This is a genomic window from Dactylosporangium darangshiense (assembly GCF_039537565.1).
In the GTDB taxonomy this organism is placed as follows: Bacteria; Actinomycetota; Actinomycetes; order Mycobacteriales; family Micromonosporaceae; genus Dactylosporangium; species Dactylosporangium darangshiense.
The window spans coordinates 227,862-242,113 of the sequence record NZ_BAABAT010000012.1; the positions used below are offsets into that span (position 1 = coordinate 227,862).

Consider the following 14,252-nt stretch of genomic DNA (forward strand, 5'->3'; position numbering starts at 1 on the left):
CTCATGGCCGCACCTTCTCCGCGACCCACCGGCGCGCGGCGCCGCCCGAGCACGGCCGTGCGACGCCGTCCTGCTCCGCTGATGACCGCACCTTCTCCTCGACCCACTGGCGCGCGGCGCCGCCCGAGCGCGGCCGTGCCAACCCGTCCTCTTCGGCTCATGACCGCACCTTCTCCGCGACCCACCGGGCCAGCTCCAGCGGGCTCAGCGCGGCGACCGGCATCCCGGCCGCCACGAGCTGCGAGGCGATCGACACCGAGTACCGCGGCCGGCCCGCGTCGTCCAGGCTCGCGCATCCGAGCACGGTCACGCCCGACTCGACGAGCGCGCGGGTCTCGGCGAGGAGGCCGCCCAGTGGGTACCCCTCCTCGAAATCGCTGACGAGCACCACCAGGGTCCGCGACGGTACCGTGACCAGGCTCCGCGCGTGCCGAAGCCCCTTGGCGATGTGGGTGCCGCCGCCGACCTGCACCTCCAGCAGGAGCGTCAACGGGTCGCTGACCCGGTCGGTCAGGTCGACGACCTCCGTGGAGAACGCCACGAAGTGTGTCGTCAGCGCCGGTACCCCGGCCAGGATCGCGCCGGTCAGCGCCGACCAGATCACCGACGCCTCCATCGACCCGGACACGTCCACGACCAGCACCAGCCGCCAGTCGACGCCACGGCGCGCCCGGGTGCGGAACACCGGCCGCTCCGGGATCACCTGCACCCGCCCGTCCGCATCGCGCCGCGTGCTCGCCAGGTTGGCCCGCAGCGTCCGCGGCAGGTCCAGCGGCCCGCCCGGCCGGTACGTCGGCCGCGGCGTGGTGATCCCCGCCAGCGCCGGCCGCAGCCGGGTCGCCAGCCGCCGCGTGAGCTCGTCGACAATGCGGGCCACGAGCGGCCGCAGCCGGGCGACGGTGCTCTCGGGCATCCCGCCGGCCAGCGACAGTACGGTCTGCAGCAGCTCCACCGACGGGTTGACCCTGTCCGGGTCGAGCAGCATCACGGCGTCGCGCCGCCCGGCCTCGGCGGCCCGGGCCAGCACCTCCTCGCGGATCCCGGTCCCGAACAGCGCGGTCAGCTCCTCGGCCCACTCCCGCACCCCCGGGAACGGCGCCTCCCGCCCGGCCCGCCCACCGGCATCGGCGGCGGACCCTTCACCGCTCCCGGCCCCGTACAGTTCGTCGAGCGCCGTCGCGAACCGCCGCGCCGCCCCGCCGAGCTGCCGATCCTGCCGCCCGAGCAACAGCCGCCACCGATCGAGCACGGCGAGCGCCCGCGGCGACGGATCCGACATATCCGACTCGTCGGCAGTGGCCGCGCTCGGGTCGGTGGTGGCCGGGTCGAGCTCGGTGTCGGTCGTGTCCGGCCCCGAGAGGCTCACGTCGGGGTCGGCGGTGGCCGCAGGCGGGTCGGCCGCTGCTGCGGGGAGCAGGCCCAGGGCCTCGGCGGCGGCGCGGCCCGCGCGGTCGGCGAGCAGGTGGTGCAGCAGCGCCGCCGGATCGGTGTCGTTGAGGTCGCGGGACACGCCGTCGCCCAGGCGGTCCTCGACCACCGCGAGCAGGCGGTCCCGGCCCGCCGGGCTCACCGCCTGGAAGCCGCCGCGCAGGGCCGGCAGGCGCGACAGGAACGCGGCGTCGGACATCGAGGCGACGCGGTCCAGCAGGCCGTCCAGGGCATCGGGGCCAGACTGCAGCAGGGGTTCTGCGGCGGCGAGCAGGCCGCGCAGGTGGCCCAGCAGGCGGCGGCGGGACTCGTCGGAGCCGGCGGCGTCGATCCAGGATGCGACGCGGGTGCCGAGCACGGCGGGCGTCGACAGGCCGAGCAGGACCTGGACGGCGCCGGCGGCGGCGGCCATCGTCGGGGTGCCGGTCGCGGTCAGGCGGTCCAGGGCGTCGGCCAGGCGCAGGCCCACGCCGGCGGCGTCGGCCCGGCGGCCGAGCGCCACCAGCGCGTGCACGTCGGCGACGTCCTCGGAGCCGGCCAGGCCGTCGACCTGACGTACCGCGGCGGCCTCCAAAGCCTCGGCCAGCACCGGCAGGTCGGCCAGGGCGGCGGCTTCGGGGGCCGGCAGGCCGGGCACGTGGCCGTTGCCGAGGCGGTCGAGCAGGGCCAGGGCCCGCATGAGCTCCTCGAGCGTCGCGCTGGCCGGCACCTCGGCGGCAAGCTCCGCCAGGCGCTCGGCGGCGAGGCCCGGCAGGCCGCACTCGGCCGCGGCGGCGAGGCCGGCGATGATCTGCGCGGCGGTGGGCCCCTCGGCGCCCTCGTCCGCCCGGCGCCGCTCGCGCAGCGCGCCCTCGGCGGCCTGGGCCAGCGTCACGCCGCGTACGCCGGCGACGTCCAGCATCGCCTCCGTGCCGGGCGTCCACTCGATGCTCCAGCGCGTGGTCAGCGCGTCGACGCCCGCGGTGCCCTCGACAGCGGTGTGCTCGGCATACGGGATGCGGCACGCCGCGAGCCGGCGCAACGCGACGTCGCGGCGGCGGTCCAGGTCGGAGCGCAGCGGGTCGAGGCGCAGGTCCTTGGTTGCTTCGCCGGGCCCGGGCAGGCGCAGGCGCGCCAGCTCGGCCTCCGCGGCGGGGCGCAGCCCGGAGCGCGGCGCGCCGGGCGCGAGGGCGCCGCGGACGTCGCCGACGAGGACCGTCTCCATGGCCGCGGCGACGACGCGGCCGCGGCCGAGCACCTCGCCGTGGGCCAGGACGCTCTGCAGCGACTCGATCAGCTCGCCGCGGCCGGGCGCCGGTAGCCCTCGCAGCCGCGCGAGGTCGGTGGCGAGCCGGAACACCTCGCGCGCCTCGGCGGGGCCGGCCGGGTGGCCGCCGGCCCGGACCCGTGCGCACACCTCGACGACGCTGGCCAGCGCCGCCGCCTCGACCGCCTCGGGCCGCCCGCCGGCGGCGACGACCGCCTGCTGCCATCGCGGGTCGCGGATCCCGGCCGGGTAGCCGGAGCGGGCGTCGAGCAGCCCGAAGCTGTAGGGGACGAGCGAGGTCACGACGCCGCCCGCCTCGTCGCGTGCCGGTTCGGTGGACGAAGGAGAGCTGACAGCCGGGGTGGGTGAGGAGGAGGTGGCAGCCGGATCAAGGGGAGGGGCGAGCAGCGCGGCGGCGTGGAAGGAGCCGACCACGGCGGCGGCGCGGCGGGGGCCGGCCTCGGCCAGGCAGCGGCGCATCCAGGCCTCGCGGGCCAGGTCGAGCGCCGGGACGCCGGTCGCCTGGGCGGTGTCGCGGCGCATGGCCCAGCCGACGAGCAGCGCCGCCCGCCGGACCGCCTCGGCGGTAGCGCCCGGGGCGCGGGTCTCGACGACCCGGTCCCACATGTCCTCGTCGGGGCGGCCGGTTGCGGAGCGCTTGAGGGCGTCGCCGAGGAAGGAGACGGGGGCGCCGTCGTTGTCGCCCGCCGGGGTGGGGGTGGCCGCGGGCGTGCGCCAGGCTCGGGCCGACAGCGGGAGGTCGCACGGCACGACCTCGACGCCGTTGCGGGCCGCCCAGCGCACCGCGACCAGCTCCGGCGAGAAGTCGGCGAACGGGTAGAACGCGGGCGCGCCGTCGCCGCCCACCACGCCGGCGAGGGCGACCGGGGCCTTCGTGGCCGGGTCGGCCAGCCACGGCAGCCAGGAGGCGAACTCGGCGGGGAGCTCGAGCAGCAGTACCTCGGGCCGGAAGCCGTCCAGCAGCTCCTCGACAACCGCGGACAGCGCGGGGGAGTGATGGCGAACCCCGATGAGGAACGGCGTCGTGCTGCCGGCGAGGCCGGCGAGCGCGGCGTCCGGGCCGGAGGCCGCCAGCGCGGCATCCGTCCCGGCGAAGGCGAGCTCGGTGTCGGCCTCGGACACCGCGAGCGCGGCACCAGAGCCGGCCGAATTGAGCGCGGTGGCCCGTCCCACGGAACGCAGACCGGGCACCGCGGGCGCGGCATCCGGCGGCGCGGGGGCCGGGGTGGAGGGGGCGAGCGCGGCGTCCAGAGCGGACGCCGCGCCCACGACGTCAGGACTGGAGGACATCGCGCAGCTCCCACAGGCGGCGCCACAGCCGGGCGCCGTCCTCGGCGCGGCGGCGCACGGCGCCGTCCCAGTAGCCGAGCAGCTTCGCGCCGTCGGTCGGGTCGTCCTTGCAGACCACGCCCTGCAGGTGGGCGGGGAGCAGGGACAGGACGTCGCGGTCGCCGGGGAAGTAGGCGGCGGCCAGGGCCAGAGACGTGGCCACCGCGACGGCCTCGGCGGTGCTCATCACCGTGGAGGGGCGCTCCACCTCCCAGCCCTCGACCGAGCGCCCCGAGCGCAGGTCGCGGAAGGCGGTGACCAGGGCCTCGAGGACGGCCTCGTCGACCTCGAACGGGGTCTCGACCCGCACCAGGGCGGCGCGGGCCTGGCGGCCGACGAGCGCGGTCTCGGCGGCCAGGTCGGGGATCGGGCCGACGGTCTCGAAGTTGAAGCGGCGCTTGAGGGCGGCGGACATCTCCGACACGCCGCGGTCGCGCAGGTTGGCGGTGGCGATGAGGGTGAAGCCGGGCGCGGCGTGGACGGTCGCGCCCGCCGTGCCGGCCAGCTCCGGCACGGCGATGCGGCGGTCGGAGAGGATCGACACCATCGCGTCCTGCACCTCGGGCAGGCAGCGGGTGATCTCCTCGATGCGGGCGACCTGGCCGGCCCGCATCGCGGTGAGCACCGGTGAGGGCACGAGGGCCTCGGGGCTGGGGCCGTGCGCGAGCAGCAGCGCGTAGTTCCAGCCGTAGCGCAGCTGGTCCTCGGTCGTGCCCGCGGTGCCCTGCACGACCAGCTCGCTGGTGCCGCACACGGCGGCGGACAGCAGCTCCGACAGCATCGACTTGGCCGTGCCGGGCTCGCCGATGAGCAGCAGGCCGCGCTCGCCGGCGAGGGTCACGACGCACCGCTCCACGAGAGCCCGGTCGCCGACGAACTTGCGCGCGATCTCGAGCTTCGCCGGCACGCCGTCGGGGCGGGCGCCCTTGGGCAGCGACAGCGTCTCGCCGTCGCTGCCGACGATGAACGTGACCACGGCCCGCGGGGTGAGCCGCCAGCCGGGCGGGCGCGCCCCGCCGTCGAACGCGGCGAGGAACGCCAGCTCCGTCGCGTGGGCGTGCTCGGCGGGGTCGACCTGCCGCGGGCTGGTGACGGTGGCGGTCATCGGCGGCCTCTCGTGGTGAGCTCTTCGAATCGGGGGTGGTCGCCGGCGACGATGCGGTCCCAGGCGAGGTGGAACAGCCGCGGCGCGGGCGCGGCCGGGACGACGGCGCCGAGCTCGCAGCCGTCCTCGCCGGCGCCGATGAGCAGGGCCAGCTTCCACCGCTCCTGCGGCGGCAGCGGCGCCTTCCAGGCCAGCCACCCGCCGGGCAGGAACAGCGAGCGCCCGGCGCGGGGCCGCTTCGCCTCGACGACGAGGTCGGTGGCGGCCAGCTCGGCCCGCGCAGCCTTGAGCCGGGCCGGTTTCCACCCGGTCCAGGCCGCCACGTTGCGGTCGGTCGGGTCGGGCAGTGCCAGCAGCTGCAGGTAGACGGTGGCCGCGTCGGCGCCGAGGCCGTGCCGCTCGGACACCTGGGCGACCAGGTCGGGCGCGGAGCGCGACGGGTCGTGCGGCGAGTCGCACGCCGCCGGCTCCAGCCAGGTGTCGAGCTGGTCGCCGGCGACGGCGCGCAGCGCGACCATCGGCCGGGCGTGGCTGTCGATCGCGTCGAGCAGCGCGTCGACGCGCCGGTCGCCGAGGCCGTCGAGCCGGGCCGGGCGGACACTGACGCGCCGCCAGTAGCCGGTGGCGTTCGCGACGAACGGGCCGGCCTCGATCCGCTCGCCATCGGGCTTCGTCGTCAGGCCGAGGGCGCCGAGCGCCTTGTTGAAGTTCGTCTCGTCGGTGCCGCCCAGGGGCAGCTCGAACGCGGGCGACTTGATGAGCCGCCGGACGAGCTCGAGCAGGCGCGGCAGGTTGTGCCGCATCGGGTCGTCCGCGCCGAGCCGCCGCGCCAGCCACGGCACGCCGCGCGCGACGGTGACGAGCAGGTCGTCGCCGTTGATCCCGGCGCCGGGCTCGCGCAGCCAGCGGCAGGTCTCGATGTTGGCCAGCCCGTGCAGGAACTCCGACGCGGTCATGCCGGTCGCGACGTCGGCGCGGCGGCAGTCGGTGATCAGGTCGTCGCCGACGGGGGTGCGGGCGCCGACGCGCTCGGCCCGCCAGGCGCCGAACCGGGCCGCGTCGGGCCCGTCGGTCCACAGCAGCGCCGGGTCGGCCGGCAGCAGGGCAGCGTGCGCGCCGGTGCCGGGGCCCATCGCCCCGCGCCGGTTGAGGTGCTGCTGTGCCGTCTCGATCGCGTAGTCGGTGACCGACTCGCCGGCCGGCGTCCAGTCGGCGGGCCGGTGTGCCTTCCACTGCCGTTCGTCGGTCGCGCCGGACAGCAGCACGGTGGCCTCGGCGAGGCTGATGCCGGCGCCGGCGGAGACGGCGCGGACCGTGTCGGGGCGCAGCAGGACGGCCGGGCCGCCGTGCGCGTGGCCCGCGGCGACGAACCGGGTCACGGCGGCGGCGTCGATGCCGCGCCCGTCGAACAGCTTCTCGCTCGTCACGGCGTGGCCGGGCACCGGGCCGAAGCGGCCGCCCGCGGCGAACTCGATCCCGGTGACCGAGCCGTCGCCGGAGTCCACCCGGAAGGGCAGCAGCCACCGTCCCTCGCCCGTGGCCACCGGCTGACCGGCGGTCATCTGCGCCCGGCTGGTGTCGGAGTTCAGCGACAGGCGCCGGGCGGCGCCGTCGAGCAGGCCGGAGGCGGCGAGCACCTCGAGCACGTCGAACAGCGCGGCCCGGTGCTCGGCCGGCGTCACCGGTGCCGCGGCGCGGACCAGCAGCGAGGGCACGACGCCGAGCGCGTCATACCAGTCCAGGTCGGCGCCGGCCACCCACGGCTCGAGCGGCGTGCGGGGCTCGCGGCCGGTGAGCGCGGCGCCGGCGTCGAGGAAGACCTTCGCCCACTCCCGTCCGTGGTCGTAGCAACCCGGGATGAGGCCCTCGAGCACGTCGTCGAGGAACTCGTCGGTCGGCAGGTGCGCGTCGGGGTCGTCGACGGCGGTCACGGCCTGCGCGGCCACGGCCTCGGTGAGGGTGGTGAGGCCGGTCAGGCGCAGCGCGGCCCGGGCGGCGTGCTTGACCACGCCGGCGACGCCGGCGACGAGGTCGGCGTCGCCGATCTGCGGCAGCGCCTCGCGCACGGCGTCGCGGACCGGCGCGTCGTCGAAGACGAGCCTGCGCCCGTCGGCGGTGGCCATGGCCGACACCTTCGCGAGCAGGCGGCCGGCGAGGTCGTCGCCGAGCGCGCGCATCGCGGCCGAGCCGGCCTCGTCGCGGGGGCGCATCTGGTGCCAGTACTGCGGAGGCGGCAGCAGCTTCGTCCCCTCCGCGAACGGGTCGTCCTCGCCGACCGGGCTGACCAGCGACGCGAAGCGCAGCCCCGCGGCGGTGTGCAGGTGAATGGCGACCCGCCGCCAGTTGTGCTCGAGCACGACGCCGTGCACCTCGTCGGAGCCCGGGAAGCGGATCGCACCGCAGAGCTGGCCCATCCGGCCGCGGCGGACCGGGTCGGGCTCGTGCAGCGCGAACGAGCGGCCGTCGACCCCCTCGCCGGCCTGCCCGTCGGCGATCTGGCGCACGCGCCAGCCGACGAGGCCGTCGCGGTGGCCCAGCGGGCTGTGCGCCATGCGGGCGGTGGCGGGGCGCAGGCGGCAGCCGTGTGCGATCAGCGGCTGGCCGTCGACGGCGCCGTCCTCGTAGAACGCCGGCATCGACACCCGGCCCCGCTGCCCGGTCGCCGGGTCGAACTCCTGCCAGCGCGTGCTGTAGTCGGGCAGCTGGACCTGCACCCAGTAGTGCAGGCCGTCGGTGGCCACGGCGCCGACGTCCTGCGCGCCGCGGTCGCCGGCGAACAGGGGCCGGCCGCCGGCGCTGCGCCCGCCGCCGGGCAGGGCGACGGACGTGTCGCCGGGGTCGGAGAGCCCGTCCTCGCCGGCGATCGCGAACACGTCGTCCGGCGCGCCGCTCCAGTAGCCGACCCGGTCGCCGTCGCGGTTCCACACCACGAGCAGCTGCCCGTCGACGTAGCGCAGCGTCGTGCGCCACGAGTAGCGCCGCTCCTGCGGCGGGATGCGCAGCATGTGCTCGAGCTCGACGCCGTCGTCGCCGACGACCACGACCCGCTCGCCGCGCCACAGCACCAGCTGCGGCCACTGGGACAGCAGCTGCAGGTCCTCCTCCAGCGGGAGCCGGTCGTCGCCCTTGACGGCGGCGGTGCCGGCCTCCAGGGCGGGCCAGCCGAACTCGTCGATGACGCCGGCCCGCAGCGTCGCGCCGAGCACCGGGGCGAGGTCGATCGCGGTGATCCGGGCGATCGCCTCCGGGTTGACGGCGAGCCCCTCCGGGCAGGCGACGAGCGTGAGCCGGTCGATCTCGGCGCCGACAGTGGTCAGGCCCTGCTCGGCGAGGCGGTCGGCGAGCCGGTCGAGCCACCAGTGCAGCGCGGTGCGCAGGCCGGGGACGGCCACGGCGCGGGACACCCGCTCGGGCGCGACGGCCGCCTGCTCGGACCGATACCAGGTCTTGAGGTAGGACTCGGTGCTGTCGGCGATGAGCGGCAGCAGCCGCTCGTGCGCGGCCACGGCGGCGAGGTCGCGGCGCCCGTCGCCGGAGTCGTTCATCCAGTCGCCGACGTCGCAGCGGGCGTTGTCGTCGACCTCCGCCAGGGGCACGCCGAGGGCCAGGACGAGATCGACGAGGTCCAGGTCCATGCGGTGGTGGCTGGGTGCCAGGTCGGCGGGCACGGCGTCGGCGCGCAGCCGATCCGCCATCCGCTCGACCAGCGCGTAGAACTGGGCGTCGCGCGGGCGCCGCCAGCCGCCGCGGCTGCGGTCGGCGCGGGCCAGCCAGCCGGCCGGGCCGTCCGGCGCCTCCGCGCCCTCCTCGACCGCGCCCGCCGGGCCGGTCAGCGCGGCCGTCGCGCCGCTGTCGGCGAGGATGTCCAGCCAGGTGCCGAACGGGCAGTCCTTCGGGAACATGCCGAGCAGCTGGCCGCGCACCCGCGGGTCGCGCTTCGCGATGCGGATCAGGGCCGGGCGGTAGGCCTTCCAGAAGCCGCCGGGCGCCCGCAGGATCGACGGTGCGGCCAGGAGCTCGGCCAGCAGCCGGTCCTCCTCCTCGACGCCCAGCCCGGCGGCCTTCGCCAGCCGGCCGAGGTCGACGTGCATCTGCGCATAGGGCGGCATGCCGCCGAGGGTGCGCTCCAGGCACAGCCGCCGGAACCGCTCGTAGGCGACCGCGGGCGTGCACCGCCCGGCGAGGTCGCGGGAGTGCTGCGCGAGGGCCTTGGCGGTCAGGGCGCCGGCGAGCGCGAACTCGAGGAACACCGCGTGCTGGCGGTCCTCGTCGATGGCGAGGGCGTAGGCCCGCTCGGCGTCGCGGGCCTTGCCGAACATGCTCGCCGCGTAGGTCTGGCTGTCGGCGGCCAGGAACGCCCGGGCCGCCTCCTCGTAGAACGTGGGCAGGAAGTGCGGCACCGAGCGGGCGAGGCGGTCGCCGAGCTCGTTGAACCCGTCGCGGGCCGGCCCGATGCGGGACTTGGCCACCCGGACCAGCCGCTCGATGTCCTTGACCAGCGCCAGGGCGTGGTGGCCATTGGCGGGGTCGTGCACCAGGGCCCAGGCCGGGAAGCCCAGCGCCTGCTGGCGCACCACGCCGACCTCGGCGACCGTCTCCGGCGGCGCGAAGCCGAGGAACTCCATGGTGAGGTCCTCGGCCTGGCCCAGCGTGGCCGGCACGAGCCGGACCACCCGCCGGTCGCCGAGCACCGGGTGCACGTAGGCCCGGGTGGTGAGGGTGTCGATGGTGTCCTTGGCGGCGTCAACGCCGACGGGCAGCACAGCGCCGGCGTCCAGCCACGCCTCGGTCCGCTCGGTCATGCCGTCATCTCCGCTTCGCTCCGGCAGCGGCATGACCTGAACCAGTGCCCATGATGATCGGCCACTCCGCTTCGCTCCGTAGCGCTCATGCCTCCTCCTCCGTGCTCTCCTCGACGATGCGGCCGGCGTAGAGCGCCGCGGCCATGCGCATGCCCTCGGACCAGGCGACCGGGCCGACCTCGGCCAGCGGGATCGACTTGCCGTCCGGGTGGACGAAGACCAGGTCGCCGGTCTCGGCCTCCGAGTAGGGGTCGTCGGCGCCGACCCAGCTGCGCGCCTCCAGCCCGCGGCCGTCCTCGAAGACCCGGCAGACCGCGTAGCCGCCGCGCACCGGATAGCCCAGCGACGCGGCCCGCGCCATCAGGTGCCGCAGCTCGCCGAACCGGCCGCCGGCGTAGTCGCGCACGCTGCTCGCGCCCGGCTCCAGGTCGTCGGGGCGGGTCCAGGTCTGGCGGAACAGCTGGTCGACGGACTGGGTGACGCCCAGGTCGGCGGCGAACTCGCGCAGGTCGGCGAGGTCGGGCAGGCGCACCGGGTGTGGCACCGCGATCCGCTCGGCCGGCAGCCGCACCGTCTCGCCGTCGAGGTTGACCACGCCGATGCCCTCGGCGGTCGCGTCGCGCAGGAACCCGGCCTCATCGGGGTCGAACCCGCCCTCGTCGTCGAGGACCGCGACCACGAGGTCGGTCAGCGCCGCCCGCCAGGTCTCGTCGGCCCACACCCGGGCCAGCAGCGGCGCCGGAACCGGCAGCGATCGGATCATCCAGAGGTCGACCTGCTCGCGGACCTCGCTCTCGTGCCGCGCGAGCCACTCCGTCAGCTGCCGAAGCCCGGTCACCACCGGGTCGTCGCGCAGTGCCGGGGGCAACGACTTGAGCACCTTGCCCTTCTGGTTACGGGCTGCTATCCGCCCGTCCTCCAGAGTCACCTCATAGCCACCGGCCGCCGCCAGCCACGCCATGCGATACGCCTCCCGCCGAGTCGCGGTTCATCGGATGCCGGGCACACTAGCGAGAGGGTGCGACATTTTTCCGCGGGGCTGGCAAGGTTGGGTACATGTGCAGGAACATTCGCGTGCTGAACAACTTCGAGCCCCCCGCGACCGAGGACGAGATCGAGGCCGCCGCCCTGCAGTACGTGCGCAAGGTCGCGGGCATGACCCGCCCGGCCGCGGCCAACCAGGAGGCGTTCGACGCCGCCGTGCAGGCCGTGGCCGAGGCGACGAGGGTCCTGCTCGACAGCCTCGTGACCCGCACGCCGCCGCGCGACCGCGAGGTCGAGGCGGCCCGGGCCCGGGCCCGCGCGGCCGAACGCTACGGCACACGCAGCGCCACATAACAGCAAAGAACCTGACTGCCGGCTGGCGGACCGCGGCGCCGAGTACAGACTGGGCACATGGCGCTGCTCGAACGCGACTCCGCGCTCGCGTCCCTGGCCGAGTACGCCCAGCAGGCGCGCGCCGGCGAGGGCCGCCTGGTGCTCGTCGGCGGCGAGGCTGGGGTCGGCAAGTCCACGCTCGTCGAGACGTTCGCGCAGCGGCTGACCGGCGCGCGCTGGGCCTGGGGCATGTGCGACGGCCTGTTCACGCCCCGCCCGCTGGGCCCGCTGTTCGACATCGCCGACGAGCTCGGCGGCGAGCTGCTGGAGCTCTCCCGCGCCCGCGCGCCCCGCGACGAGCTCTTCGGCGCCGTGCTGCGCGCCCTCGACACGGTCGACGTGGTCGTCATCGAGGACCTGCACTGGGCCGACGAGGCGACGATCGACCTGGTGCGGTTCCTGGCCCGGCGGCTGCGCAACGTCCGGACCCTGCTGCTGGTGACGTACCGCGACGACAGCCTTGCACCTGGTGACCCGCTGCGGGTCGCCCTCGGCGAGATCGGCACGCAGCGTTCCACCCGCCGCATCGGCCTGGCCCCGCTGTCGGAGCAGGCGGTGCGGGTCCTCGCCGAGCGCCACGGCGTCGAGCCCGGTGAGCTGTTCCGGCTCACCGGCGGCAACCCGTACCTCGTCAGCGAGCTCATCCAGGCCGGCACCGACGGCGTGCCCGTGTCCGCCCGCGACGCGGTGCTGGCCCGGGCGGCGCGCCTGGACCCGCCGTCCCGCGCGGTGCTGGAGACCGCGGCCCTCATCGGCTCCCGCGTCGACCCGCGGTTGCTGGCCGACGCCGCCGGCGGGCCGCCGCAGGCGCTGGACGAGCTGGCCGCCTCCGGCCTGCTCGTCGGCGACGGCACCGGCCTGCGCTTCCGCCACGAGCTCGCCCGCCTGGCGATCGAGCAGGCGGTCCCCGTGCACCGGGTCGCGCCCACGCACGCCGCCATCCTCGCCGCACTGCAGCGCCGCGCCGCCCGCGACGGCGAGGAGGACGACGCGAGCCTCGCCTACCACGCCGAAGGTGCCGGCGACCGGGCGGCGGCGCTGCACCACGCGGTGCGTGCGGCGCGGCGGGCCGCCGAGCTCAAGTCGCACCGGGAGGCGGCGGCGCAGTACCGCCGGGCCGTCGGCGTCTCCAGGTACGATCCGGTGCTGCTGGACGCGCTCGCGTTCGAGCTGTCGATGTTCGACGCCTGGACCGGCGTGGTGGAGGCGGCCGACCGGGCCCTGGCGCTGTGGCGCGCCGCCGGCGACCGGCGCCGGGAGGGCGCGGCGCTGCGCCTGCGCTCCTCCGCCATGGTCAGCCTGTGCCGGGGCGAAGAGGCGCTCGCCGACGCCGAGGCGGCGATCGCGGTGCTGGAGCCGCTCGGCCCGACGCCGGAGCTGGCCCGCGCATACGGCCACCTCGCGGCGCAGCACATGCTCGCCGACCGCAACGACGAGGCGGTCGACCTCGCGGGAAGGGCACAGGCCCTTGCGGTACCGCTGAAACTCCACGACGTGCTGAGCGACACGCTGTGCACCGAGTCCGTGGCCCGGCTCATGCGCGGCGAGGAGGCGGAGTGGATCCCGACGATGCGCCGCGCGCTGGACGTCGCCGTCGAGCACCGCCTCGACGAGAAGGCCGGCCGCGCGTACACCAACCTCTACGGCATGCTCTGCCGCAACCGCCGCTACGCCGAGGCCGAACCGGTCTACCACGAGGCGATCGCCTACTGCGACGAGCACGACGTCGACACCTACGGCACCTGCCTGCGCGGCGAGCGGGCCACCTCCCTGGCCCGGATGGGCCGCTGGGACGAGGCGATCGCGCTGTGCCGGCAGGTGCTGACCCGGGTGGAGGAGGCGTCCCCGATCAACCGGATCTATCCGTTGTACTGCTACGCCACGATCCGCGCCCGGCGCGACGAGGACGGCGTGTGGGAGGCCCTGGACGAGGCGGCGGCGTCGGCCGACGGCTGCGGCGAACCGCAGTGGGTCATCAAGGCGCGCATCGGCCGGGCCGAGGCCTACTGGCTGGCAGGCAAGCTCTCCGACGCCCGGGCCGAGGCCGAGCTCGCCGACGACGTCGTGGCCGGCGCCGACGGCTGGATGCGCGGCCTCGTCGGCACCTGGCTGCGCCGCACCGGCTCGGCCCGCCCGCCGCGCGGCGTCGCCGCCGAGCCGTTCCAGTTGGAGCTCGACGGCGACCTCGACGGCGCCGCTCGTGCCTGGGAGGAGCTCGGCTGCCCGTACGACGCCGCCCTGGCGCTGCTCGGCGCCGACGACGAGGACACGCTGCGCCGCGCGCTGGGCGTGCTGGGCGACCTCGGCGCCGCCGCGGCCGTGCGGGTCGTCCGGCAGCGGCTGCGCGACGCCGGCGCCCGCTCGATCCCGGCCGGGCCGCGCACCGCGACCCGGGCCAACCCGCACGGGCTGACCCGCCGCGAGCAGCAGGTCCTCGACCTGATGGGCGAGGGGCTGACCAACGGGGCGATCGCGGGGCGGCTCGTGCTGTCGGTGAAGACCGTCGACCACCACGTGTCGGCGATCCTGTCCAAGCTGTGCGTAGCCAGCCGGGCCGAGGCGGTCGCCAAATCTCGGTAGGAATCTAGGTAGGTTTCGCGGCAAACCTAGGGATCCGCTCCCGATCCGGGAACCACCCCCTCCTCCGTACGGTCGTAGACGTCCGCAACGAACCGTAGGAGGCACGGCAATGCCGCTGTACATGGACATCCACAGCATTGAGGGCGGCGTGTCCGTCGACGACGTCGTCAAGGCGCACATGGCCGACCTGCGCACGCAGGGCAAGTACGACGTCAGCTACCTGCGGTACTGGGTCGACGAGGCCCGCGGCAAGATCTTCTGTCTCGCCGAGGCCCCTTCGGCCGAGGCGGCGGCGGCGGTACATCGCGAGGCGCACGGCCTCGTCGCCGGGGAGATCTACCAGGTGCAGGAAGGCTCGTGATCG

General features: G+C 76.1%; 7 protein-coding genes. 3 read left to right on the forward strand and 4 right to left on the reverse strand.

Going from position 1 to position 14,252, the window contains the following annotated elements:
- Positions 1-157: 157 nt before the first annotated feature.
- From ABD901_RS23715 to ABD901_RS23730, 4 genes are all read right to left on the reverse strand, one after another.
- Positions 158-3,985: a vWA domain-containing protein gene (locus ABD901_RS23715; protein WP_345129317.1), complete on the reverse strand. Its 3,828-nt coding sequence runs from the start codon at positions 3,983-3,985 to the stop codon at positions 158-160.
- A complete protein-coding gene (locus ABD901_RS23720; protein ID WP_345129318.1) occupies positions 3,969-5,129 on the reverse strand; it encodes an ATP-binding protein in 1,161 nt (386 codons plus the stop codon). Before ABD901_RS23720 ends, ABD901_RS23715 begins: the two co-directional genes overlap by 17 nt.
- Entirely contained in the window at positions 5,126-9,931 is a 4,806-nt protein-coding gene (locus ABD901_RS23725; RefSeq protein ID WP_345129319.1) for a hypothetical protein, read from the reverse strand. Before ABD901_RS23725 ends, ABD901_RS23720 begins: the two co-directional genes overlap by 4 nt.
- 85 nt (positions 9,932-10,016) lie before the next feature.
- Entirely contained in the window at positions 10,017-10,892 is an 876-nt protein-coding gene (locus tag ABD901_RS23730) for a DUF4132 domain-containing protein (RefSeq protein ID WP_345129320.1), read from the reverse strand.
- Between the two features lie 95 nt (positions 10,893-10,987).
- Here ABD901_RS23730 and ABD901_RS23735 point away from each other — a divergent pair, with 95 nt between their 5' ends.
- The 3 genes from ABD901_RS23735 to ABD901_RS23745 all read left to right on the forward strand — a co-directional run bounded on the left by ABD901_RS23735 (position 10,988) and on the right by ABD901_RS23745 (position 14,249).
- Positions 10,988-11,269: a DUF2277 domain-containing protein gene (locus ABD901_RS23735; protein ID WP_345129321.1), complete on the forward strand. Its 282-nt coding sequence runs from the start codon at positions 10,988-10,990 to the stop codon at positions 11,267-11,269.
- A 57-nt stretch (positions 11,270-11,326) separates the two neighbouring features.
- Positions 11,327-13,888: a helix-turn-helix transcriptional regulator gene (locus ABD901_RS23740; protein WP_345129322.1), complete on the forward strand. Its 2,562-nt coding sequence runs from the start codon at positions 11,327-11,329 to the stop codon at positions 13,886-13,888.
- Between the two features lie 109 nt (positions 13,889-13,997).
- Positions 13,998-14,249 carry a DUF4242 domain-containing protein gene (locus ABD901_RS23745; RefSeq protein WP_345129323.1) on the forward strand — a complete coding sequence of 84 codons (252 nt, stop codon included), beginning with the start codon at positions 13,998-14,000 and terminating at the stop codon, positions 14,247-14,249.
- Positions 14,250-14,252: the final 3 nt, after the last annotated feature.

Coding starts and splice junctions, on each gene's coding strand:
- ABD901_RS23745 (WP_345129323.1), top strand. CDS start 13,998: ATGCCGCTGTACATGGACATCCACAGCATTGAGGGCGGCGTGTCCGTC.
- ABD901_RS23715 (WP_345129317.1), bottom strand. CDS start 3,985: ATGTCCTCCAGTCCTGACGTCGTGGGCGCGGCGTCCGCTCTGGACGCC.
- ABD901_RS23730 (WP_345129320.1), bottom strand. CDS start 10,892: ATGGCGTGGCTGGCGGCGGCCGGTGGCTATGAGGTGACTCTGGAGGAC.
- ABD901_RS23740 (WP_345129322.1), top strand. CDS start 11,327: ATGGCGCTGCTCGAACGCGACTCCGCGCTCGCGTCCCTGGCCGAGTAC.
- ABD901_RS23735 (WP_345129321.1), top strand. CDS start 10,988: ATGTGCAGGAACATTCGCGTGCTGAACAACTTCGAGCCCCCCGCGACC.
- ABD901_RS23720 (WP_345129318.1), bottom strand. CDS start 5,129: ATGACCGCCACCGTCACCAGCCCGCGGCAGGTCGACCCCGCCGAGCAC.
- ABD901_RS23725 (WP_345129319.1), bottom strand. CDS start 9,931: ATGACCGAGCGGACCGAGGCGTGGCTGGACGCCGGCGCTGTGCTGCCC.